The following is a 26,233-nucleotide window of genomic DNA, read 5'->3' on the forward strand; positions in this document are numbered from 1 at the left end:
ATGCAGGAAGTGACCGTGGAAGCCGCTGCGACTCCGCCCCGTGACGACCCGGCCAGGCCGCTGCTGCAGCAGCAGCAACAGGCCCCGCGCACCCGATCGACATTCGCGCTCCTGTGGCTGAGCGAAACGGCCTTCGATCTCGGCACCACGCTGGTCAGCTTCGCCATCGGCGTCTGGATCTTCTCGCGCACCGGCTCGGCGCAGGACTACTCGTTCTCCGTGCTCGCCGCCGCGCTCGCGGCGATGCTGGCCACGCCCTTCGCCGGCGTGCTGGCCGACCGCCACGACAGGCGCCGGGTGGTGCTGTGCTGCGACCTCGCCGCCATCGCCGGCACCTTCGCGATCGTGCTGGCGCTGGTGTCAGGCCGGCTCGGCATCGGCGCGCTCTACGCCTACGCCGCCGTCGCGGCGGCCGTGGGCGCACTGCGCCGGCCGTCGATCCGCGTGGCGGTCAGCCGCTTCGTGCCCAGGGACCGCTTCGCGCAGGTCGGGGGGCTCACCGGCATCTCGCGCGCGCTGGTGCAGGTCGGCGCGCCCGCCGCCGCCGGCTTCCTGATGGCGCGAACGGGCGGCCTGCAGGGCGTGATGGCGATGCAGCTGTGCCTTCTGCTGGCCGCGGCCGCGCTGGTGTTCGCGGCCCTGACCCGCGCCGGGGCGGACGTGCGCGGCGGCGATGCGCCCGCGCACGGCGCCTCCTCGCTGTGGCGCGGCGCGGGCGCCAGCTTCTCCGGTGCGCTCGCCTACCTGCGCGAGCAGCCGCTGATGCGCGCGCTGCTCGGCTATGGCGCGCTGGTGCAATGCCTCATGGTGCTGGCCACGGCCATGGTGACGCCGCTGGTGCTGTCCACCCATTCAAGCGGCGTGCTGGGGCTGGTGATGTCCGTCGGCATCGTCGGCGGCCTGCTCGGCTCCATCCTGGTCGCCACCGCGCGGCTGCGGCACGGCCTGATGCAATGGGTGCTGGCCTGCGACGCGCTGCAATGCGCGGCGATGCTGGTGGCCGGCTGGGTGACCACGCCGGCACTGTGGTGCGCGGCGGCGTTCGTCTGCCTGTTCTGCGGCAGCACCTCGGTCGCGTGCTCGCATGCGCTGTGGATGCGCAAGGCGCCGATCGGCCGGCAGGGCAGCGTGTTCGCGCTGATCGCCGCGTCCAACCTGCTGGTGATGTGCGTGGTGCTGCTGGCCGGCGGCTGGCTCGCCGACGCGGTGCTGGAGCCCGCGCTGCGCCCGGGCGGCGCGCTCGACGGCACGCCGCTCGGCGCATGGTTCGGCACCGGGCCGGGTCGAGGGGTCGGCTTCCTGTTCTTCGCGAGCGGCGCGGCCGGCCTGGCGCTGACTGTGTTCGCGCTCTTCCATCGGCGCCTGCGCCGCCTGGAAACGCTGGTACCGGACGGCGGTGAAGAATCGTGAACGGCCAGCCCCTTTACCCCCTGAGCTCGCCCCAGCAGGCCGTCTGGCTCGACCAGTCGCTGGCGCCCGACCTGCCGTGCCACAACATCGGCGTTGCGGCCAGCCTCGACGGGCCGACCGACGTCGACCGGCTCGAAGCGGCGATCCGCGCGGTCGTCGCGCGCCACCAGGCGTTGCGCACCGTGCTCGAACGCGGCGGCAACCACGGCAACGGCGAAGCCATGCAGCGCTTCGCCGCCCCCGACGACGACAACAACGATGCCGCCGGCGCGGCATTGCAGCGCTTCGATTTCACCGGCGAGGCCGATCCCGAAGCAAGTGCCCGGGCGCACCTGCGCGCAGCCTTCCTCGTTCCCTTCGGCCTGTACGGCCAGCGGCTGTGGCGCATGCAGTGGCTGCAGGTCGCGCCCGAACGCGGCTACTGGCTGGTGTGCTTCCATCACCTGGTCGCGGACGGCTGGTCGGTCTCGCTGATCGGCAATGCCATCGCCGAGGCCTACAACCGGCTCGGGCGCGGCGAGGCCTTGACCGAGGAAGAAGGCGACGAGGACTACGCCGCCTTCATCCGCCTGGACGCCGAATACCAGGCTTCGCCACGCTACGCCCGCGACCGCGCCTTCTGGCTGCAGCGCCATGCACGCCTTGCCGCGCCGCTCTTCGACGAAGCTCCCGCGCGGCGCGCCCATGCGGGCCGAAGCAGGGTCGAGCAGGCCGTCTGGCAGCTGGAGCGCGCCGACCACGACAGGCTGACCGAAGCGGCGGCCGCGCAGGGCGCATCGAGCGCGCACTTCCTGGCCGCGCTGCTGGCGGTGTACTTCGCGCGCATCCAGGGACGCGAGGGCGATGAAGAAGAGGTCGTGATCGGCATGCCGGTGCACAACCGCACCACTGCGGCGCAAAGGCGCATGCCCGGCATGTTCTCCGGCGCGATTCCCGTCGGCATCGCGGTCCATCCGCAAGAGACGTTCGCGCAGACCCTGCGCCGCGTCGCGGCGGAGCTCAAGCAGTGCTACCGCCACCAACGCTATCCGCTGGCCGACCTGCACCGCGAACTGCTCGCCGGCGTTGGCGAACGCCGCGGCCTGTTCGACATCTCCCTGTCGATCGAAAGCTTCCAGGGCGACATCCGGCTCGAGGGCATCCGCAGCACGGTGATTCCGCTGCACAACGGCCACGAGCGCCAGCCGCTCGCGGTCTACGTGCGCGACTACGAGCCGGAGCGCCCGGTGCACATCGAGTTCAACCACGACCCGGCGCTGTTCTCCGCGCGGGAGATGGCCGCGCACCTGCGGCGGCTGCGGGTGCTGGCGCGCGCGGCGACCGATGCGCCGCACACGCCTGTGTGCGAGCTGCCGCTGATGGACGAGGCCGAGCGCGAACTGGTGGTGCACGGCTTCAACCGGCCGCTGCTCGACACCGGCGCGCCTTCGCTGATCCATGCCCTGTTCGAGCGCCGGGCCAAGCGCAACCCCGACGCCATCGCGGTGCAGTTCGAAGACAAGCGACTGAGCTACGGCGAGCTCGACCGGCGCGCCAATCGACTGGCCCACCATCTGCGCGGGCTGGGCGTCGGCCCCGATGCGCTCGTCGCGATCTGCATAGAGCGCGGGCTCGAGATGGTGGTGGCCATCCTGGCCACACTCAAGGCCGGAGGCGCCTACGTGCCGCTCGACCCTGTGCAACCCGAGGAGCGCCTGGCCCACATGCTGCGCGACAGCGCGCCGGTGGCGCTGATCGGCGACGGCGCCTCGCTCGATCGCCTGCCCACGCCAGCTTCGTGCCAACCGGTGCGCCTGGACCTTCCGTGGGAAGAAACGCCGTGGGCCGACGCTCCCATCGGCAGTCCACGAGTCGAAGGCCTCGCGCCATCGCACCTGGCCTACGTGATCTACACCTCCGGCTCGACCGGCCTGCCCAAGGGCGTGATGGTCGAGCACGCGCAGGTCAGCCGCCTCTTCGCGGCAACGCGCGGCGAATTCGGCTTCGGCCGCGACGACGTGTGGACCCTGTTCCATTCCTTCGCCTTCGACTTCTCGGTGTGGGAACTGTGGGGCGCGCTGATCCACGGCGGCCGGCTGGTCGTCGTGCCGCATGCGGTGAGCCGCGCGCCGGCGGAGTTCCATCGCCTGGTGTGCGAGCAGGGCGTGACCGTGCTCAACCAGACGCCCAGCGCCTTCCGCCAGTTCTCCGCCGCATGCCGGTCCGCCGCGAAGGAACTGCCGGCGCACGCGCTTCGCCATGTGGTCCTCGGCGGCGAGGCACTGGAGACGGCCACGCTCGAGCCCTGGTATGCGCAGCCGCACAACCTGGGCACGCGCCTGGTCAACATGTACGGCATCACCGAGACCACCGTGCACGTCACCTGCCGCGTGCTCGGCCCCGACGATGCCGGGCACGCCGGCGCGAGCCCGATCGGCAGGCGCATTCCCGACCTGCGCCTGTACGTGCTCGATCCGCGCGGCCAGCCGCTGCCGGTGGGCTGCGCGGGCGAGATCCACGTCGGCGGCGCCGGCGTCGCGCGCGGCTACCTGCGCCGGCCCGAACTCGATGCGCAACGCTTCGTGCCCGATCCGTTCAGCGGCGTGCCCGGTGCGCGCATGTACCGCAGCGGCGACATGGGCCGCCTGCTCGCGGACGGCAGCCTGGAGTACCTCGGCCGCAACGACCAGCAGGTCAAGATCCGCGGCTTCCGCATCGAGCCGGGCGAGGTAGAGGCGCGGCTCATGCGGCTCGATGGCGTGACCGACGCGGCGGTGATCGCGCGCGAGGACCAAGCCGGTCATCGCCTGATCGCGTATCTCGTCTTCACCGATGCCAAGGCCAGGGCCGCCTTCGATCCGTCCGCCGCGCGCGCCGCGTTGGGCGCGCACCTGCCAGACTACATGATCCCGTCGGCATACGTGCCGCTGGAGGCACTGCCGCTGACGCCCAACGGCAAGCTCGACCGCAAGGCGCTGCCCGCGCCGGAGCTTCGCGCGTGGCGCGAGCAGCGCGACCACGAGCCGCCACGCAACGCAACCGAGCAGGCGCTGGCAAGGCTGTGGGCGGAAGTGCTCGGCATCGAGCAAGTCGGACGCGGCGACAACTTCTTCGAACTCGGCGGGCACTCGATCCTCGCGGTGCAGCTGGTCGAGCGCATGCAGCGCGAAGGGCTCGAAGTCGACATCCGCCAGCTTTTTACCGAACCGACGCTGGGTGCGCTCGCGGCCCGCGCGGCACGAAGCGGGCAGGCCGCCACGGCGACTCCCGTGTCGGCCAACGCGATCCCCGCGCGATGCGAGCGCATCACGCCGCCGATGCTTCCTCTCGCGAGCCTGACGCAGGCGCAGATCGACCTGATCGCCGCCGGCGTTCCGGGTGGCATGCGCAACATCCAGGACATCTATCCGCTCGCGCCGCTGCAGGAAGGCATCCTGTTCCACCACCTGCTGCAAGGCGCGGGCGATGCCTATGTGCTGCCCGCGCTGCTGCGCTTCGACGACCGCGCGCGGCTGGACCGGTTCGTGGCAGCCCTGCAGCAGGTGATCGCACGCCACGACATCCTGCGCACCGCCGTGCAGTGGGAGGGGCTGGACACGCCCGTGCAGGTGGTCTGGCGCGACGCTTCGCTCACGCTGCAGGAACAGCATTTCGACCCGGCCGATGGCGACGTGCAGGCACAGCTGCAGGCCCGCGCCAACGCGCGCACGATACGACTGGACCTGCGCCGCGCGCCAATGCTGCAGGCCCACGCGGCCTTCGACCCGGCGTCGCGGCGCTGGCTTCTGCAGCTGCTGCATCACCACCTGACGCTGGACCACACCACCACCGAACTGATCCTGCATGAGGTGATGGCACTGCTGCAGGGGCGTGGCGGAAGCCTGCCGGCGCCGGTGCCGTTCCGCGATTTCGTGGCGCGCTCGCGCCTGGGCGTGAGCAACGCGGAGCACGAAGCCTTCTTCGGCGCGATGCTCGGCGATGTCGACGAGCCGACGGCGCCCTTCGGGCTGCTCGACGTGCAGGGCGACGGCTCGCAGGTCGAGCAGGCCAAGCTGATGCTGCCGCCGGCGCTGTCACCTCAACTGCGCGCGCTCGCCATGCGCCATGGCGTGAGCACGGCCAGCCTGTTCCACCTGGCCTGGGCCCGCATGCTGGCCGCCTGCAGCGGGCGCGACGACGTCGTGTTCGGCACGGTGCTGTTCGGCCGCATGCAGGGCGGCGCGGGCATCGACCGGGCCATGGGCATGTTCATCAACACGCTGCCGGTGCGCATCGGGCTGGGCGGACGTGGGGCCGCACAAGGGCTGCGCGAAACCCACGCGGCGCTGAGCGAACTGCTTCGCCACGAGCACGCATCGCTCACGCTGGCGCAACGCTGCAGCGGCCTCGCGCCGAACACGCCCGTCTTCTCGGCGCTGCTCAACTACCGGCACAGCCGTAGCGACAGCTTTTCCGGCGAAGGCGAGATAGAGATCGCCGAAGGCATGCACTACGTCGGCGGCCGCGATCTCACGAACTATCCGTTCAGCCTGTACGTCGACGACCTGGGCGAGGACTTCGTGCTCACCGCCGAGATTCATCTCTCGGTGTCCGCGCAACGCGTGTGCGGGTTCGTGCTGCGGGCATTGCAGGCGCTCGCGGAAGCCCTGGAAGAAGAGCCGGATCTTTCGCTGACGGCTCTCGATGTGCTGCCTGCAGAAGAGCGCGAGCGTGTGCTCCACGCTTTCAACGACTCGCGCCGTACGTACGACGCGACGCCGCTGGTCCACGAGGCCTTCGAGCGGCAGGCGGTGGCACATCCCGAGCGGATCGCCGTGGAGCTCGATGGTGCGCAACTGAGCTACCGCGCTCTCGATGAGCAGGCCAACCGGCTTGCGCGGCATCTGCGTGAACTCGGCGTCGGGCCCGACACCCGTGTCGCCATCTGCGCCGGGCGAAGCTTCGCGATGGTGGTCGCGATCCTCGCCACGCTCAAGGCCGGCGGCGCATGCGTGCCGCTGGACCCTGCGTATCCGGACGAGCGCCTTGCTCGCATGCTGCGCGACAGCGGGGCGGCAGTCGTACTCGGCCAGCGCGGATTGCTCGGGCGCCTGATGCCGTTCGATGCGGCTGCGGTGCTGCTCGACGAGGCCATGCCAGCATGGGCAGACGCATCGACGGCCGACCTGCGCTCGCAAGAGCCCGCCCTGAACCCTGAACATCTGGCCTACGTGATCTACACCTCGGGCTCCACGGGCGAGCCCAAGGGCGTGGCGATGCCGCATCGCGGGCTGGCCAATCTTCTTCTCTGGCAACAAGAGCAACTGCCCGAACCTGCGCGCACGCTGCAGTTCGCGGCCCTGGGCTTCGACGTTGCCTTCCAGGAGATCTTCTCGACGCTGGCCAGCGGCGGCACGCTGGTATTGCTGCGCGAAGAACTTCGGCAGGACCTTCCTGCTCTGGCCGAGTGGCTCGCCGGGGAATCGATCGAACGGCTGTTCCTGCCCTACATCGCGCTGCAGAACCTCTGCGAGCTGTGGTCGCAGCGCGATGCGCCATTGCCGATGCTGCGCGACGTGATCACCGCGGGCGAGCAGTTGCGCATCACGCCGGCGATCCGGCTCATGTTCGGCAGGCATCCCCAGGCAAGGCTGCACAACCACTACGGTCCGACCGAGACGCACGTGGTCAGCACGCACACGCTGGGCAACGCACCCGCGCAGTGGGAAGATCTTCCCCCGATCGGCCAGCCCGTCGGCAACAGCCGCATCTACGTGCTCGACGCGCAGCGCAACCCGGCGCCGGTGGGCGTGGCCGGCGAGTTGCATCTGGGAGGAGTCCAGGTCGCGCGCGGCTACCTGTCGCAATCCGAGCTCACGGAAGCACGCTTCCTGCCAGACCCGTTCGACAGCCGCGAAGGCGCGCGCATGTACCGAAGCGGCGACTTCGGACGCTGGCGCGCCGACGGCAGCATCGAGTACCTTGGGCGCAACGACCATCAGGTGAAGCTGCGTGGCTACCGCATTGAGCTTGGAGAAATCGAGGCGCAACTGGCGCGACTCGACGGCGTCAGGGACGCAGTGGTGGTCGCCCGTGAGGACCAGCCGGGCGACAAGCGGCTGGTGGCGTACCTCGTCCTCGACGATGCCACCGATCCATCGGCACTGCGCACCGCCTTGCGCGAGCGGCTGCCGGACTACATGGTCCCCTCGGCCTGCGTCGCACTCGATGCACTGCCGCTGACCCCCAACGGCAAGCTCGACCGCAAGGCATTGCCTGCACCCGAAGCCCGCAGCCAGCGCATCCACGAAGCGCCACAGGGTGAAGTCGAGCAAACCCTCGCCGGGATCTGGTCCGAGCTGCTCGACATCCAGCAGATCGGTCGCGACGACGATTTCTTCGAACTCGGCGGGCACTCCCTGCTGGCCATCAGGCTGCTCGAACCGCTGCGCCGGCGCGGCTGGTCCACCGATATCCGTTCGCTCTTCACGCATCCGAAGCTGCGCGCATTCGCCACCACGCTCCGGCGCGGCGAGGACGCGACAGCGGCCCCCGTGCCACCCAACCTGATTCCTCCCGGCTGCGCAGCCATCGAGCCGGAGATGCTGTCACTCGTTCAACTCGACGCGGCCGCCATCGCGCGGATCGTGCAGGCCACGCCGGGCGGCGCGGCCAACATCCAGGACATCTATCCGCTCGCGCCGCTGCAGCAGGGCATCCTGTTCCACCACCTGCTGGAGCGCGACACCGACACCTACGTGCTGCCGACGCTGCTCGAGTTCGACAGCAGGCCGCGCATGGACAGCTTCATCGCGGCGCTGTCGCAAGTGATCGAACGCCACGACATCCTGCGCACCGCGGTCCACTGGGAAGGCCTGGCCGAGCCCGTGCAGGTGGTGTGGCGCCACGTCGAATTCGCCCCGGAGATGTTGACGCTGGCGCCGGGCACGAACCCCGCGCAACAACGCCTGCGCGAGCATCCGCGGCTGCGCGGCCTGCGCACCGACGTGCGCCGCGCGCCCATGCTCCACGGCTTCGCCGCCCTCGACGATGCAGGCGGGCGCTGGCTGCTGCAGCTGTCCTATCACCACCTCGTGATGGATCACACCGCGCTGGAGCTGCTGGTGGATGAGATCGCGGCCATCGAGCGGGGCGACGCCGCCGGCCTGCCTGCACCCGTTCCGTTCCGCGACTTCGTGGCACGCTCGCGCCTGGGCGTGAGCGAGGCAGAGCACGAAGCCTTCTTCGGCGCGATGCTCGGCAACGTCGATGAGCCGACGGCGCCCTTCGGACTGCTCGACGTGCAGGGCGACGGCTCGCAGGTCGAACAGGCGAAGTCGATGCTGCCGCCGGCGCTGTCGTCGCAGCTGCGCACTCTCGCCAAGCGCCACGGCGTGAGCACGGCCAGCCTGTTCCACCTGGCCTGGGCACGTGTGCTGGCCGCGTGCAGCGGGCGCGACGATGTCGTGTTCGGCACGGTGCTGTTCGGGCGCATGCAGGGTGGCGCTGGCATCGATCAAGCCATGGGCATGTTCATCAACACGCTGCCGGTGCGCATCGGGCTGGACGGCCGCGGAACCTTGCAGGGACTGCAGGAGACCCACTCGGCGCTGAGCGCGCTGCTTCGCCATGAGCACGCATCGCTGGTGCTGGCCCAGCGATGCAGCGCGATGCCCGCGCACGTGCCCCTGTTCTCGGCGCTGCTCAACTACAGGCATGGCCGCCTCGCGCGCACCGAGGTGCTCGACGGCGTGCGCCTGCTCGACGTGCGCGACCGAACCAACTACCCGTTCGGACTGCATGTGGACGACGACGGCAGCGGCTTCGGGCTGACGGTGCAGGTCGATGCCTCGGTATCGGCGCATCGCATCGCGGAGTTCGTACGGCAGTCGCTGCAATCGCTTTCGCAGGCTCTGGAAGAAGAGCCTGGGCGGTCGCTGATGGCGCTCGATGTGCTGCCTGCCGGGGAACGTCATCGCGTGGTTCACGGCTTCAACGACACGCATCGCGCATTCGACACGGCCGCCTTGGTGCACGAGGCCTTCGAGCGGCAGGCGGTGGCACATCCCGAGCGGATCGCCGTGGAGCTCGATGGTGCGCAGCTGAGCTACCGTGCCCTCAATGAACGGGCCAACCGGCTCGCGCGGCATCTGCGCGGGCTCGGCGTCGGGCCCGATGCCCGTATCGCCATCTGCGCCGAGCGCGGCTTCGCGATGGTGGTCGCGATCCTCGCTACGCTCAAGGCCGGCGGCGCATGCGTGCCGCTGGACCCTGCATATCCGCAGGAGCGGTTGATCCACATGCTGCGCGACAGCGCGGCTGCGGTCGTGCTGGGCCAGCAAGCCCTGATCGAACGGCTCACGCCGGACGTGGCAGCGATCCCGCTCGATGAAGCGGACGCAGCCTGGACCGACGCCCCCGCCGACAACCTGCAGGTCGAAGGCCTCGCGGCATCGCATCTGGCCTATGTGATCTACACCTCGGGCTCCACAGGTGAACCCAAGGGCGTGGCGATGCCGCATCGCGGGCTGGCCAACCTGCTGGAGTGGCAACGGGAGCAGTTGCCCGAGCCCGCGCGCACGCTGCAGTTCGCGGCGCTGGGCTTCGATGTCGCCTTCCAGGAGATCTTCTCGACGCTGGCCAGCGGCGGCACGCTGGTGCTGTTGCATGAAAGGCTGCGGCAGGATCTTCCGGCGCTGGCCGAGTGGCTGGCGCGGGAGTCCGTCGAACGGCTGTTCCTGCCCTATATCGCGCTGCAGAACCTCTGCGAGCTGTGGTCGCGGCGCGGCGCGCCGCTGCCGATGCTGCGCGACGTGATCACCGCGGGCGAGCAGTTGCGCATCACGCCGGCAATCCGCCGGATGTTCGCCCGGCATCCTCAGGCAAGGCTGCACAACCACTACGGCCCGACCGAGACGCACGTGGTCAGCACGCACACGCTGAGCGGTCTTCCCGAGAAGTGGAAAGACCTGCCGCCGATCGGAAAGCCCGTCGGCAACAGCCGCATCCATGTGCTCGACGCGCAGCGCAACACGGTGCCGGTGGGTGTCACTGGCGAGCTGTACCTGGCCGGCGCCCAGGTGGCCCGGGGCTATCTGTCGCAGCCTGAACTGAGCGCCGAACGATTCGTGCCCGATCCGTTCGGACCCGAAGGCGCACGCATGTACCGAAGCGGCGACCTCGGCCGCTGGCGCGCCGACGGCAGCATCGAGTACCTTGGGCGCAACGACCATCAGGTGAAGCTGCGTGGCTACCGCATCGAGCTTGGGGAAATCGAGGCGCAACTGGCGCGACTCGACGGCGTCAGGGAAGCAGTGGTGGTCGCCCGTGAGGACCAGCCGGGCAACAAGCGGCTGGTGGCGTACCTCGTCCTCGACGATGCCACCGATCCATCGGCACTGCGCACCGCCTTGCGTGAGCGGCTACCGGACTACATGGTCCCGTCGGCCTGCGTCGCACTCGATGCACTGCCGCTGACCCCCAACGGCAAGCTCGACCGCAAGGCATTGCCCGCACCCGAAGCCCGCAGCCAGCGCGTCCATGAGGCACCACAGGGCGAAGTCGAACAAGCCCTCGCCGCGATCTGGTCCGATCTGCTCGACATCCAGCAGATCGGCCGCGACGACGACTTCTTCGAACTCGGCGGCCACTCCCTGCTGGCCATCAGGCTCATCTCCCAGATCCGCGACCGCCTCGACGCCGAACTCCCGCTCGCCACGCTGTTCGCCCGGCCACGCCTTGCCGCGCTCGCAGATGCCGTAGCCGAAGCCAGCCCCGGCGCCCTGGGCCCGATCAAACCCGCCGACCGCAGCCGCCCGCTGCCCCTGTCCCCGGCACAGCAACGCCTGTGGTTCATCTCCGGTGTCGATGTCCAGGCCAGCGTCGCGTATCACATCGCCGGCGCATTGCGCCTGCGCGGCAAGCTCGACCGCACGGCCCTGCGCGCCGCGCTGGACCATGTCGTGGCCCGGCACGAGGCCCTGCGCACGCGCTTCGTCGAGACGGACGGCCAGCCCTGGCAGCACATCGACCCGCCACGCGGCTTCGAGCTGCATGAGCAGGACGCGGGCACTTCGGACACGACGCACATCGAAGCGCTGTGCCGCGAAGCCGCCTCCGACCCCTTCGATCTCGCGGCAGGCCCGCCGATCCGCGGCCGCCTGCTGCGCACCGCCGCCAACGACCACGTGCTCGTGGTCTCGATGCACCACATCGTCTCCGACGGCTGGTCGCTGGGCGTGCTGATGCGCGAGTTCGCCGGCGCCTACAGCGCGCTGCGCGAGGGACACGAGCCGCGCCTGCCTGCGCTTGCCATCCACTACGCAGACCATGCCGCGTGGCTGCACGACCACCTGCAGGGCCCGGCGGCACAGGCCCGGCTGCAGGAGTGGGCCGCACATCTGCGGGATGCCCCGGCGCTGGTCGAGCTGCCGCACGACCGCCCACGACCCGCATTGCAGGACTATCGCGGCGCGAGCATCGAAGTCGGCATCGATGCCGAGACCACGCAGGCCCTGCGCACGCTCGCCCAGCGGCACGGCGCAACGCTGTACATGGTCGTGCTGGCGGCCTGGGCCACGGTGGTGGCGCGCTACGGCGGCCAGCGGCAGGTGGTGATCGGCAGCTCGCACGCCGGCCGCGGCCGCGTCGAGATCGAGCCGCTGATCGGCTGCTTCATCAACACACAGGCGATGAAGATCGCGCTGGACGGCAGCCCGAGCGTGGCCGGCCTGCTGGCGCAGGTGCGCGAGACCGCGCTGCAGGCGCAGGCCCGGCAGGACGTGCCTTTCGAGCGCCTCGTCGAGGCGCTGAACCCGCCGCGCTCTATGGCCCATCACCCGGTGTTCCAGCTGATGCTGGCCTGGCACAACACGCCGCCCATCGCGCTGGAACTCGCGGGCCTCGGGGTCGAGCGGGTCGAAAGCCTGCCGGCCGGTGCGCAGTTCGACCTCGCGCTGGATCTGCAGGAAGAGGGCGGCCGCATCGCCGGCAAGCTCAACTACGCCACGGCGCTGTTCGACGAGGCCACGGTGCGCCGCCACTGGCAGTCGCTGGTGGCAATGCTGCGGGGCATGGCCGAGGGCGACGGGAACCGGCCGGTCGATCGCATCGCACTGCTCGACGATGCAGAACGCGATCGCCTGCTGAACGCCTTCGCCCAGAGCGCGCCTGCATTGCCTGCGTACGCGTTCGCGCATGCCGCCTTCGAACAGCAGGCCGCACTGCGACCACAGGCGGTCGCGCTGGAACATGGCGGCGAACGACTCAGCTACGCCGGACTCGACCAGCGCGCCAACCGGCTCGCGCATCATCTGCGTGGCCTGGGCGTCGGCGCCGGTGACCGGGTCGCGCTGTGTCTCGAGCGCGGGTTCGAGCTGATCGTCGCGGTGCTGGGCGCGCTCAAGGCCGGGGCTGCGTATGTGCCGCTCGATCCTTCCTACCCTGACCAACGGCTGGCCTGGCAACTCGAAGACTGCGCGCCGGCGGTGCTGCTGACGCATTCCGCGCTGCGCCCGCGCCTGTGTCCGCCGCCGCGCTGCACGACGATCGCGCTCGACGGTCATGAGCCCTTGGCGAACGAGCCCGTGCACGCGCCCGACGCGGGCGATCTGCCCGCCGACGGCTCGCACCTCGCGTACGTGATCTACACCTCCGGCTCCACCGGCACGCCCAAGGGTGTGATGGTCGAGCACAGGCAGCTCTCCCACCAGGTCGCCGCGCTGCAGGCGCTCTACGGCTTCGGCGCGGAAGACCGGGTGCTGCAGTTCTCCGGCCTGAGCTTCGATGTCGCGGGCGAGGAGATCTTCGGCGCGCTCAGCCATGGCGCGACGCTGTTGCTGCGCACCGACGAATGGCTCGCCGAGCCCGCGCGCTGGTGCGCGCTGTGCGACGAGCATCGGCTCACGGTGGCCAATCTGCCGACGCTGTTCTGGCAGCGGCTGGCGTTGTCGTCCGATGCGGTGTTTCCGCCGTCGCTGCGCCAGATCGTGATCGGCGGCGACGCGGTCGGCGCGGCAGCGCTCGATGCGTGGTGGCGGCGCGAGGGCCATCGCCCGGCGCTGGCCAATGCCTACGGGCCGACGGAGACCACGATCAACGCCACCGTGGCGCGCTGCCGCGCCGGGGATTCGCCGCTCGATATCGGCCGGCCGGTTGCCAACGCCCGCGTCTATCTGCTCGATGCGCACGGCGAGCCGGTGCCGGTCGGCGCGGTCGGCGAAATCTGGATCGGCGGCGCGAGCGTGGCGCGCGGCTACCTGAATCGCCCCGAACTGACCGCGCAGCGCTTCGCACGCGATCCGTTCGCCGCAACTCACGCGGGCACCGCGCCGCGCATGTACCGCAGCGGCGACCTCGGCCGCTGGCGCGCCGATGGCTCCATCGAGTTCCTCGGCCGCGACGACCGGCAGTTGAAGATCCGCGGCTTCCGCATCGAGCCCGGCGAAGTCGAGGCGGAGCTGATGCGCATCGACGGCATCCGCGAAGCGGCGGTGATCGCCACGCCGCAGCATGACGAGGAAAGGCGCCTGCTGGCCTACGTGGTTGCCGACCCCGCCGGCCCGCCGCCCGACCCGGCGCATCTGCGCGCACGCCTGGCCGAGCGCCTGCCCGACTACATGCTGCCCGCCGCCTTCGTGCCGCTCGATGCGCTGCCGCTGAACGCCAACGGCAAGCTCGACCGTGCCGCGCTGCCCGCGCCGGACGACGAAGCCCACGCCCGGCATGGCTACCGCGCACCCGAGGGCGAGCATGAAGAAGCGCTGGCCCGGATATGGGAGTCGCTGCTCGGCGTGGCACGCGTCGGCCGCGACGACGGCTTCTTCGAACTGGGCGGCCATTCGCTGCTGGCGGTGCGCATGGTCTCGCAGCTGCGCCAGCGCTTCGGCATCGAGCTGGCGCTGACGACGGTTTTCGCGCGGCCACGGCTCGCGGAGCTTGCCGCCGAAGTGGCGCGCTCGACGCCCGATGCGGCCGACCCGATCGTCGCGGCGGATCGCGGCACGCTGCTGCCGCTCTCGCACTCGCAGCAGCGCCTTTGGTACGTGACACGCATCGACGCGCAGGCCGGCGCGGCCTATCACCTGCCCGCCGCACTGCGCCTGCGCGGCACGCTGGACCGCGTCGCGCTGCAGCGCGCGCTGGACCGGATCGTCGCGCGGCACGAGTCGCTGCGCGCGCGCTTCGTGATGGTCGACGGACAGCCGCGCCAGCGCATCGAAGCGGCGCAAGGCGTGGCGCTGGGCCTGCAGGAGATCGACGGCGCTCCGGGCGGGCTCGACGATCTCGGCAACGACACCCTGCGCGCGCTGTGCCAGGCCGAGGCCGCCGCGCCCTTCGACCTGGAGCGCGAGCCGCCGCTGCGCGTGCGCCTGCTGCGACTGGCCGCCGACGAGCATGTGCTGCTGCTCACGATGCATCACATCGTCTGCGACGGCTGGTCGCTGGCGGTGCTGGCGCACGAGTTCTCGGCGCTGTATGGCGCGTACCGCCGCGGCGAACCCGATCCGCTGCCGGCGCTGCCGGTGCGGTACGGCGACTACGTCGCTTGGCAGCGTCGGCGCCTGCAGGGCGAGGCCGCTCAGTCACGGCTGCGCTATTGGGTGGATCGCCTGCGCGATGCGCCGCCGCTGATCGGCCTGGCCACCGACAGGCCACGGCCGCCGCAGCAGGACTATCGCGGCGCCAGCATCGAGGTCGGCATCGACGAGGCACTGACACGCGAGCTCGGTGCCTTGGCACGGCGCCACGGCGTCACCGTCTACATGGCGGTGCTCGCGGCATGGGCAACGGTGCTCTCGCGCCTGAGCGGCCAGCCGCGCGTGGTGCTCGGCAGCGCGGTCGCCGGGCGCGACCGGGCGGAGCTCGAACCGCTGATCGGCTTCTTCGTCAACGCCCAGGCCCTGCGCTTCGACATCGAAGAAGGCCTCGATGTCGCCGGCCTGCTGCTGCAGGCGCGGCAGGTGGCGCTGGAGGCGCAGCAGCACCGCGACGTGCCTTTCGAGCAGGTGGTGGAGGCGCTGAACCCGCCGCGCTCCAGCGCCTTCAATCCGGTCTACCAGGTGCGGCTGGCGTGGCAGAACACGCCGCCGGCGCGGCTCGCGCTGGAAGGGCTGGCATTCGACAACCTCGCGAGCCACGCGGGCAGCGCGCAGTTCGATCTTTCGCTCGACCTGGAGCCGGCCGGCGAACGCATCGCCGGCCAGTTCAACTACGCCACCGCCCTCTACGACGAGGCCACGGTGCGGCGCCACTGGCATGCGCTGGTCGCGATGCTGCGCGGCATGGTGGCCGATGCCGCCATGCCGGTGGACCGCATCGGCCTGATGGCGCCACGCGAGCGCGAACAGGTGCTGCACGGCTTCAATGCCGCAGCCGGGGAAGGCAGCGAAGGCGGCCAAGGCGAACTGCTGCACCGCCTGTTCGAGGCGCAGGCCGCAAGCCAACCGGAGACGCTGGCACTGGCCTGCGAAGACGAAGCGCTGGACTACGCCACGCTCAACGCCCGCGCCAACCGCATCGCCCACCACCTGCGCGGCCTGGGCCTGCGCCCGGACGACCGCGTCGCACTATGCCTGGAACGCAGCGTGGACCTTGGCGTGGCGCTGATGGCCACGCTCAAGGCCGGCGGCGCCTGCGTGCCGCTGGACCCGGTGCATCCCGACGAGCGCCTCGCCCACATGCTGCGCGACAGCGCGCCGGTGGCGGTGCTGACCCGGTCCCATCTGCTGGAGCGCCTGGCGGTGCCCGAAGGATGCGCCGTGCTGGTGCTGGATGGCGCCGCATCTCCATGGGCGAACGAGCCCGTGCACAACCCCGGGCCGGAAGCGGTGGGGCTGACCCCGGCGCACCTGGGCTACGTGATCTACACCTCCGGCTCGACCGGCGAGCCCAAGGGCGTGATGGTCGAGCACCGCAACGTGCTGAACTTCCTGCGCGGGATGGAGCAACGCATTCACGGCTCCGCGCCGGACTGCAGGCGCGTGGCGTGGAACTCATCCTTCGGCTTCGACATGGCCGTGAAGGCCTGGGGCCAGCTGGCCTTCGGTCGCAGCGTGTTCCTGCTGCCCGAGCGCACCCGCCTCGATGCGCAGGCGCTGCTCGATTTCCTGGAGCGCCACGCCATCGAGGCGATGGAGTGCACGCCCTCGCACCTGCGCATGCTGCGATCGGCCGGCTTTCCGCAGCGGCGCGCCGCCTCGCTGCGCAAGCTCCTGCTGGGCGGCGAGGCGCTCGACGCCGAGACCTGGCAAGCCCTTGCCGAAGCCGGCACGGTGCAGTTCCACAACATGTACGGCCCCACCGAATGCAGCGTGGACGCCACCTGCGGCCCGGTCGCGGGCGCGGCGCCACACATCGGCCGGCCGATGCCGGGGGCGCGCGTCTATCTGCTCGATGCGCACGGCGAGCCGGTGCCCGTCGGCGTCGCGGGCGAGATCCACATCGGCGGCGCCGGGGTCGCGCGGGGCTACCTCGGACGACCCGAGCTCACGGCGCAGCGCTTCCTGCCCGATCCCTTCGATACAGGCGGCGGAGCGCGCATGTACAGGACGGGCGACCTGGGCCGCTGGCGCGCCGACGGCAGCATCGAGTACCTGGGCCGCAACGACCACCAGGTGAAGATCCGCGGCTACCGCATCGAGCCCGGCGAGATCGAGGCAAGGCTCGCGCGGCTGGACAGCGTGCGCGAGGCCGTGGTGGTGGCCGATGCGAGCCAGCCCGGCGAGCCCCGTCTGATCGCCTATCTGCTGGCAGGGAAGGGCAGGGCACCGGAGCCTTCGGCGCTGCGCGCGCAACTCGGCACGCAGCTGCCGGACTACATGCTGCCCGCCGCCTACATCGTGCTTCCAGCATGGCCGCTCAACGCCAACGGCAAGCTCGACCGCAGGGCGCTGCCGCTGCCCGACGACAGCGGCATGGCGCACCGGAGCTACGCCGCGCCGCAGACCGACATCGAGACCCGGCTGGCGGCGCTGTGGGGCGAGCTGCTGGGGGTGACGCAGGTCGGCCGCGACGACAACTTCTTCGAGCTCGGCGGGCATTCGGCACTCGCGATACAGCTGATCCACGCCATGGGCGAGCAGCAGCTTCAGGTCGACGTACAGATGGTGTTCAACGCGGCGACGCTGGCCGAGCTTGCCGCGGCCACCGTGCAGATCGAGGAGATCGTCCTGTGAGCCACCAGACGGCGACGCCATCGGAACTGCTGGCCGCGCTGGCCTCGCGCGGCCTCGTGCTGCGCCTGGACGGCGAACGGCTGGCGCTGCAGGGCGACGCGCGCCTGCTCGCCGACCCGGCGCTGGTGCAGGCGCTGCGCGAGCGCAAGGCCGAGCTGATCGCGCTGCTGCGCGAGGGCCACGGCGCCGACCCGCTCGACTACCGCATCGACGAGACGGCCGATGCGATCACGCCGCGGATGCTGCCGCTGCTGGCGCTGGAGCAGGACGCCATCGACCGCCTCGTGGCGAAGGTGCCCGGCGGCGTGCGCAACGTGCAGGACATCTATCCGCTCTCGCCGCTGCAGGAGGGCATCCTGTTCCATCACCGCCTGCATCACGGAAGCGATGACGCGGGCGACGCCTACGTGATGCCGACCCTGCTTCGCTTCGACAGCCGCGAGCGGCTGGAGGGCTTCGTGCGGGCGCTGCGCGAGGTGATTTCGCGCCACGACATCCTGCGCACCAGCGTGCACTGGGAAGATCTGGAGCAGCCTGTGCAGGTGGTGCATCGCGAGGCGGACCTGGAGATTGCGATGCTGGCCGCAGCGCCTGCCGAGACGGCAACAGAACGGCTGGCGGATCCACGGCATTGCCGCCTCGACGTGCGCCGCGCGCCGATGCTGCGCGGGCATGCCATCGAGGAGAAAGGCAGCGGGCGCTGGCTGCTGCAGCTGCTGCACCACCACCTGATCCTCGACCACACGGCTTCTCAGCTGCTGGTGCGCGAGGTCATGCTGATCCTTCGGGGCCGTCGCGATGAATTGCCGGCGCCGGTGCCGTTCAGGCGCTTCGTCGCGCAGGCGCGGCAGGGCGGGGCGCAGGCCGTGCACGAAGCCTATTTCCGTCGCGTGCTGGGCGATGTGGAGGCAACCACCGCGCCTTTCGGGCTGGACGAGGTGCGCGGAGATGGCAGCGGCGTGCTGCAGTCGCGCGGCGAACTGGAGCCCGGGCTCGCGCGGCGCCTTCGCGAGCAGGCGCGGCTGCGCGGCGTTGGCGCCGCCAGCATCTTCCACCTGGCCTGGGCGCTGGTGCTCGCACGCTGCAGCGCCCGCGACGACGTGGTTTTCGGCACGGTGCTTTTCGGCCGCTTGCAGGCCGGCGCCGAGGCGACGCGCGCGATGGGCATGTTCCTCAACACGCTGCCGCTGCGCGTGCGGCTCGACGACTGCGCCGAAGCGGCACTGCGCCGCGTGCACGCCGACCTCGCCGAGCTGCTGCGCCATGAGCACGCCTCGCTGAGCCTCGCGCGGCGCTGCAGCGGGCTGCCGGCCGATGCGCCGCTCTTCACGAGCCTGCTCAACTACCGCTACAGCCAGCGCCAGGACGAAAGCGGCGCCACCGGCGTGCCGGGCATCGAGTCGCTCGGCGGCCACGACCGCACCAACTACCCTTTCGTGCTGCACGTGGACGACCATGGCGACGGCTTCGGCATCACTGCCGAGATCGACCGCGGCATCGATGCGCGGCGAATCCGCGGCTTCGTCGAACAGGCCCTGCATTCGCTGGTCGACGCGCTGGAGGCGGAGCCCCGGCGGCCGCTGCGGCACATCGACGTGCTGCCGGAAGAAGAACGCCGGCAGTTGCTGGGCGACTTCAACGCCACCGCCGCCGACTACCCGCGCGGCCTGCTGCTGCACCAGCTGTTCGAGCGCCAGGCCGCGCGGAGCCCCGACGCCACCGCCGTGGTCTTCGAAGACCGCAGCCTCGGCTACGCCGAGCTCGATGCGCGCGCCGACCGACTGGCACGGCAGCTGCGTGCACTGGGCGTGATGCCCGATTCGCGCGTGGGCATCTTCATGCAGCGCAGCGAGATGCTGGTGGTGGCACTGCTGGCGGTGCTCAAGGCCGGCGGCGCATACCTGCCGCTCGATCCTTCGCATCCGCCGCAGCGGCTGCTGCAGATGATCGACGAGGCCCACCCGGTGGTGGTGCTGGCCGACGCCGGGCTTGCGCCGGAACTGCCGGCGACGGTCCGCGTGCTGGTGCCCGATCGCGATGGCGCCGTGGATGCGTCCCCCGAACCGGGCGCGCCCGCCATCGAGACCCACGAAGGCCACCTCGCCTACGTGATCTACACCTCCGGCTCCACAGGCCGCCCCAAGGGCGTGATGAACGAGCACCGGGGCATCGTCAACCGGCTGCACTGGATGCAGCAGGCCTATGCGCTGACGCCCGACGACGTGGTGCTGCAGAAGACGCCGCTGGGCTTCGACGTGTCGGTGTGGGAGTTCTTCTGGCCGCTGATGGCCGGCGCGCGGCTGGTGCTGGCGAAGCCCGATGGGCACAAGGACCCGGCCTACCTCTGCGAGCTGATCCGCGCGAGAGGCGTGACGACGCTGCACTTCGTGCCTTCGATGCTGCAGCTCTTTCTTGCCCGGCTCGATGAAACCGGCGACACGGCCGCCTGTGCCGGCCTGCGGCGCGTGGTCTGCAGCGGCGAGGCGCTTTCCGCCAGCCTCGCGCGCCGGTGCCGCGAGCGCCTGCCGCATGCGAGCCTTCACAACCTGTACGGGCCGACCGAGGCGGCGGTGGACGTGAGCGCGTGGAGCTGCGGGAGCGACGATGGCGATTCGGTGCCGATCGGCAAACCGATCGCCAACACCTGCCTGTACCTGCTCGACGACGCGCTGCGCCCGGTGCCGGTCGGCGTCGCGGGCGAGCTCTACATCAGCGGCGTGCAGGTGGCGCGCGGCTACCTGGGCCAGCCGGAGCTGACGGCGCAGCGCTTCATCGCCGACCCTTTCGGCGAAAGCGGCCGCCTCTACCGCACCGGCGACCTCGGCCGCTGGCGCAGCGATGGCGCCATCGAGTACCTGGGCCGCTGCGACTTCCAGATCAAGCTGCGCGGACAGCGCATCGAGCCAGGCGAGATCGAGGCACAACTGCGCGCGATCGAAGGCGTCGCCGATGCCGTGGTGCTGGCGCGCGAGGACCGGTCCGGCACGCCGTCGCTGGTCGCGTACGTGGTGCCGACCGTGCCCGACGAAACATTGGAGCCCGCGCGGCTGCGCAACCGGCTCGGCGAGCACCTGCCCGAGCACATGCTGCCCGCCGCCTATGTGCGCCTCTCCGCGCTGCCGCTGGGTGCCAACGGCAAGCTAAACCGCACGGCGCTGCCGGCGCCCGGAGACGAAGCCTTCGAGCGCAGTGCCTTCGTACCGCCGCAGGGCGAGGTCGAGGAAGCGTTGGCGCAGATCTGGTCGCGGCTGCTCGGCGTGGAACGCATCGGCCGCCACGACAGCTTCTTCGCGCTCGGCGGGCAATCGCTGCTGGCGGTGCAGATGCTGGAGCAGCTGCGCCGGCGCGGCTGGGGCATCGACGTGCGCGCGGTCTTCGACCGGCCGGGGCTGGCCGCGATGGCTGCTGCCGTGCGCACCGCGCCGGGCGCGCATGAAGTGCAAGTCCCGCACAACGCCATTCCGGCCCGCTTCGCCCACGGGGCGCAGGAAGCGGAAGCCGGATGGGACACCGAATCGGAAACCGAGGAGTTCAGGCTGTGAATCTGGAAGTCGCGAGCACGCAAACGCAATCCATGGACGCGCCGGCCCTGATCGGCCTGCTCGAAGAGCGCCGGGTCCTGGCGCGAATCGAACAGGGCGAGCTGGTGCTGAAGGCGCCGCGCGGCGTGCTGACGCCCGGCGTGATGGCATCGCTGAAGCTGCACAAGCAGGCGCTGATGAACTGGGTCGCCGCCAACGACGATCGCACCGCCGCCGCGGCAACGCACCAGCAGCAGGAGCAACCGCGCATCACGCCGCGAATGCTGCCGTTGGTGCGACTGGAACAGGCGCAGATCGACCGCATCGTCGCCGCCACGCCCGGCGGCGCGGGCAACGTGCAGGACATCTATCCGCTCGCGCCGCTGCAGGAAGGCATCCTGTTCCATCACCTGCTGCAGCAGCAGGGCGACGCCTACCTGACGCGGCTGCTCATGGCCTTCGGCAGCCGCGAGCTGCTGGACCGCTTCGTCGCCGCGATGAATGAAGCCATCGCGCGCCACGACGTGCTGCGCACCGCCGTGCAGTGGGACGGCCTGCCGGAGCCGGTTCAGGTGGTGTGGCGGCAGGCGCGGCTGGAAGTCGAAACGCTGGAGTTCGACGGCGGCGACGTGCAGGCGCGGCTGCAGGCCCACGCCGACCCGGCCCGCTACCGCCTCGACGTTCGCCGCGCGCCGATGATGCGCGGCTTCGCGGCCTTCGACGAAGCGGAAGGCGGCCGCTGGCTGCTGCAGATGCTCTATCACCACCTTGCGATGGACCACGTCACGCTGGAGCTGCTCGCGCACGAAGTCGGCCTGGTGATGCAAGGTCAACATGCCGAGCTGCCGCAGCCCGTGCCGTTCCGCAACTTCGTCGCTCAGGCTCGGCTGGGCGCGCGAGAAGCCGAGCATGAGCGGTTCTTCCGGGCGATGCTGGGTGACGTCGGGCAGCCGACCGCGCCCTTCGACCTGCTCGACGTGCAGGGCAATGGCAGCGGCGCGGTGCAGGCGAAGCTGCGACTGGCGCCGGCACTGTGCGCGGACCTGCGGCGCGTGGCGCGCGAGCGCGGCACCAGCGCCGCCAGCATGTTCCACCTGGCCTGGGCGCAGGTGCTGGCGCGCTGCAGCGGCAATGGCAGCGGCGACGTGGTGTTCGGCACCGTGCTGCTTGGCCGCCTGCAGGGCGGCGCGGGTGCCGACCGCGCCATGGGCATGTTCATCAACACCCTGCCGCTGCGGGTGCGGCTGGACGGACGCAGCGCGGGCGAGGCGCTCGACGGGACGGCCGCCGCGCTCGCCGAGCTGCTGCGCCACGAGCACGCATCGCTGACGCTGGCGCAGCGCTGCAGCGGCCTGCCCGCGAACACGCCGCTGTTCTCGGCGCTGCTGAACTACCGCCACAGCCGCGAGCAGGCGGCGCAGGACGAAGAAGGCATCGCCGGCATTCACCATCTGGAGAGCCGCGACCGCACCAACTATCCCTTCGTGCTGCACGTGGACGACCACGGCGAGGGCTTCTCCATCACCGCCGAGATCGTGAAGCAGGTGGACGCCGCGCGCATCGCCGGCTGGGTGCGCGAAACCCTCGAACACCTCGTGCGCGCGCTCGACCGGGCGCCCGACACGCCGATGCGCGACATCGAGACACTGCCGGCGGCCGAGCGCGAGCAGGTGCTGCACGGCTTCAATGCCACCCGCAGTGGCGATGGAAACATCGGCGAACTGGTGCATGCACTGTTCGAGCGCCAGGCCGACAGCGACCCGCACGCGGTCGCGCTGGAATCCGCCAGCGAGCGGCTGAGTTACGGCGAGCTGGAGACCCGGTCGAACCAGCTCGCCCGGCATCTGCGCGCGCTGGGCGTGGTGCCCGATCAGCGCGTGGCGATCTGCCTGGAGGGAGGGGCCGCGGCGGTGATCGCGATCGTTGCCACGCTCAAGGCCGGCGGTGCCTATGTGCCGCTGGACCCGGCGCTGCCCGACGAACGCCTGATGCACATGCTCGCCGACAGCGCGCCGCGCGTGCTGCTGACCCAGGAGCGGTTGGCAGGCCGCCTCGCCGTGCCGCCGACCTGCGAGCGCGTGCTGCTCGACGACATCGCCACAGCGCCATGGGCGCAGGCCACCGCGCCGCGGCCCGACCCGCACGCGCTGGGCCTGCGCGGCGAGCACCTGGCCTACGTGATCTACACCTCCGGCTCCACCGGCGCGCCCAAGGGCGTGGCGATGCCGCACCGAGCGCTGGTCAACCTGCTGGCCTGGCAGCGCGAGCAACTGCCCGACGCTGCGCGCACCCTGCAATTCGCTGCGCCGGGCTTCGACGTCGCGTTCCAGGAGATCTTCTCCACGCTGGCCACGGGCGGCACGCTGGTGCCGGTGCCCGAAGAACTGCGACGCGACCTGCCCGCACTGGCCGGCTGGCTCGGCGGGCAGGGGATAGAGCGGCTCTTCCTGCCCTTCATTGCGCTCAATGCCCTGAGCGAACTGTGGTCGCAGCACGGGGCGGCACTGCCGCCGACGCTGCGCGACCTGATCGTCGCGGGCGAGCAGTTGCGCATCACGCCGGCGATTCGGCGGCTGTTCGATGGCGACGGCAAGGCGCGCCTGCACAACCACTACGGTCCGACCGAGAGCCACGTGGTCACGACGCACACGCTCGCGGGCCCCCCGGACGAATGGGACGACCTGCCGCCCATCGGCGCGCCGGTCGACAACTGCCGGCTGTACCTGCTCGACGCGCAAGGCCGGCCCGTGCCGCACGGCGTGGCGGGAGAGATCCACATCGCCGGCACGCAGGTGGCGCGCGGCTACCTGAACCAGACCGCGCTGAGTGCCGAGCGCTTCCTGCGCGATCCGTTCGTGGACGACGAGCGTGCGCGCATGTACCGCAGCGGCGACCTCGGCCGCTGGCGCGAGGACGGCACGATCGAATACCTCGGGCGCAACGACTTCCAGCTCAAGATCCGCGGCCACCGTGTCGAGCCCGGCGAGATCGAGGCGCGCCTCAACGAGCTGCCCGGCGTGCGCGAAGCGGCGGTGATCGCGCGCGAAGACATGCCCGGAGAGAAGCGCCTTGTCGCCTACGTCGTCGCGGACGGCGCGCAGGACGCCATCGACCCGGCCGGTCTGCGCCAGCAACTGGCCGCGCGCCTGCCCGAGCACATGCTGCCGGGCGCCTTCGTGCCGCTCGCGGCCCTGCCGCTGACGCCGAACGGCAAGCTCGACCGCAAGGCGCTGCCAGCGCCCGAGGGGCTTGCCTTCGCCCACCGCAGCTACGAGGCGACGATCGGCGAGATCGAGGACACGCTCGCGCAGATCTGGTGCGAGCTGCTCGGCATGGAGCGCGTCGGGCGCAACGACGACTTCTTCGAGCTCGGCGGGCACTCGCTGCTGGCGGTGCGGCTGGTCTCGCAGCTGCGCGAGCGGCTGGGCGTGGAACTGCCGCTGCCGGTGCTGTTCACGCATCCACGGCTCGCCGACCTGGCGCGCGACGTGGCCGAGGCAAGCCAGAACACCCTGGGTGCGATCGCGCGCGCCGACCGCTCGGCACCGCTGCCGATGTCCTTCGCGCAGCAGCGGCTGTGGTTCATCGCGCGGGTCGATCCCGAGGCGAGCAAGGCCTATCACGTGCCCGACGCGGTGCGGCTGCGCGGCCCGCTGGACACCGCGGCGCTGCAGGCCGCCTTCGACCGCATCGTCGAACGCCACGAGGTGCTGCGCACCCGCTTCGTCGGCATCGGGGGCGAGGCGCGGCAGGTCATCGACGCGCCGCGCGGCTTCGCGCTGCTGCATGAAGACCGGCGCGGCATCGACGACGAGGAGCTGGAGCGCATCGTGCGCGAGGAGGCGCTGCGGCCCTTCGACCTTGCGCTGGGCCCGCTGATCCGGGGCCGCCTGCTCGCGCTCGGACCCGACGACCACGTGCTGCTGGTGACCATGCACCACATCGTGTCCGACGGCTGGTCGGGCGGGGTGCTGGCAAAGGAGTTCTCGGCGCTGTACGGCGCTTTCCGCGAGGGCCGCCCCGATCCGCTGCCGCCGCTGGCCATCCAGTACGCCGACTTCGGCATGTGGCAGCGCCAGTGGCTGCAGGGGCCGCTGCTGCAGCAGCAGCTGGAGCAATGGGTGCGGCAGCTGCGCGGGGCGCCGGCATTGCTCGACCTGCCGACCGACCGGCCGCGTCCGCCGGTGCAGGACTACCGTGGCGCCAACATCGAGGTCGAACTCGACGTCGGGTTGGGCCAGGGGCTGCGCACGCTGGGCCAGCGCCACGGCACCACGCTCTACATGACGCTGCTCGCGGCATGGGCGGTGGTGCTGGGCCGCCTGAGCGGGCAGGAGCAGGTGGTGATCGGCAGCTCGCATGCCGGCCGCAACCGCGTGGAGGTGGAGCCGTTGATCGGCTTCTTCGTCAACACGCAGGCCCTGAAGATCGATCTCTCGGACAGCCCGGGCGTGGGCGCGTTGCTGGCGCAGGCGCGGCAGACGGCGGTGCAAGCGCAGAGCCTGCAGGACGTGCCATTCGAGCGGCTGGTGGAGGCGCTCAACCCGCCGCGCTCGCTGGCCCACCATCCGGTGTTCCAGGTGATGCTGTCGTGGCACAACACGCCCGAAGCCGGGCTCGACCTGCCCGGCCTGCAGGCGCAGAGCCTGGGCGGCGGCGCGGACAGCGCGCAGTTCGAGCTCTCGCTGGAGCTGCGCGAAAACGGCGAGGGCATCGCCGGCCAGCTCAACTACGCCAGCGCCCTGTTCGACGAGGCCACGGTGCGCCGCCAATGGCGTTGCCTGGAAGCGGTGCTTCGCGCCATGGTCGCCGACGACAGCCAGCCGGTGGACCGCATCGACCTGCTCGACGCCGACGAGCGCGCGGCGATCGTGGAAGGCTTCAACGAAAGCCATGCCGTCACCGCCGAGCCGGTGCTGGTGCATGCGCTCATCGAGGAACAGGCGGCGCGCCAGCCCGATGCACAGGCGATCGAGTACGCGGGCCGGAGCCTGGGCTACGGCGAGCTCAATGCGCGCTCCAACCGGCTCGCCCATCACCTGCGCGCGCTCGGCGTGAAGCCCGACGACCGCGTGGCGATCTGCGCGGAACGCAGCCTCGAGATGGTCGTGGCGATGCTGGCCACGCTCAAGGCCGGCGGTGCGTACGTGCCGCTCGATCCGGTCCATC

4 protein-coding genes (1 of these 4 cut by a window edge) are annotated in these 26,233 nt (G+C 71.0%); all 4 read left to right on the forward strand.

Going from position 1 to position 26,233, the window contains the following annotated elements; genetic code table 11:
* Tightly spaced (each overlapping or abutting the next), the 4 genes in view from SFB74_RS00060 to SFB74_RS00075 form a layout consistent with a single transcriptional unit that may run on beyond the window.
* Positions 1-1,410 (forward strand): MFS transporter, encoded by a 1,410-nt coding sequence (locus tag SFB74_RS00060; protein ID WP_432728638.1) that lies wholly within the window; start codon positions 1-3, stop codon positions 1,408-1,410.
* The gene (locus tag SFB74_RS00065; RefSeq protein ID WP_432728639.1) at positions 1,407-17,543 is read left to right on the forward strand and encodes an amino acid adenylation domain-containing protein; all 16,137 of its coding nucleotides are present in this window, start codon (positions 1,407-1,409) and stop codon (positions 17,541-17,543) included. Before SFB74_RS00060 ends, SFB74_RS00065 begins: the two co-directional genes overlap by 4 nt.
* The gene (locus SFB74_RS00070; RefSeq protein ID WP_432728640.1) at positions 17,540-21,085 is read left to right on the forward strand and encodes an amino acid adenylation domain-containing protein; all 3,546 of its coding nucleotides are present in this window, start codon (positions 17,540-17,542) and stop codon (positions 21,083-21,085) included. The genes SFB74_RS00065 and SFB74_RS00070 overlap by 4 nt, the downstream gene beginning before the upstream one ends.
* On the forward strand, positions 21,082-26,233 hold the 5' portion of the coding sequence (locus SFB74_RS00075) for an amino acid adenylation domain-containing protein (protein ID WP_432728641.1). 3,191 nt of this gene lie beyond the right edge of the window; only the first 5,152 of its 8,343 coding nucleotides appear in the window; it begins with the start codon at positions 21,082-21,084; its stop codon lies beyond the right edge, outside the window. The genes SFB74_RS00070 and SFB74_RS00075 overlap by 4 nt, the downstream gene beginning before the upstream one ends.

This window comes from Variovorax xiamenensis (genome assembly GCF_050916385.1).
Lineage (GTDB): Bacteria > Pseudomonadota > Gammaproteobacteria > Burkholderiales > Burkholderiaceae_C > Variovorax.

Coding starts and splice junctions, on each gene's coding strand:
- SFB74_RS00060 (WP_432728638.1), top strand. CDS start 1: ATGCAGGAAGTGACCGTGGAAGCCGCTGCGACTCCGCCCCGTGACGAC.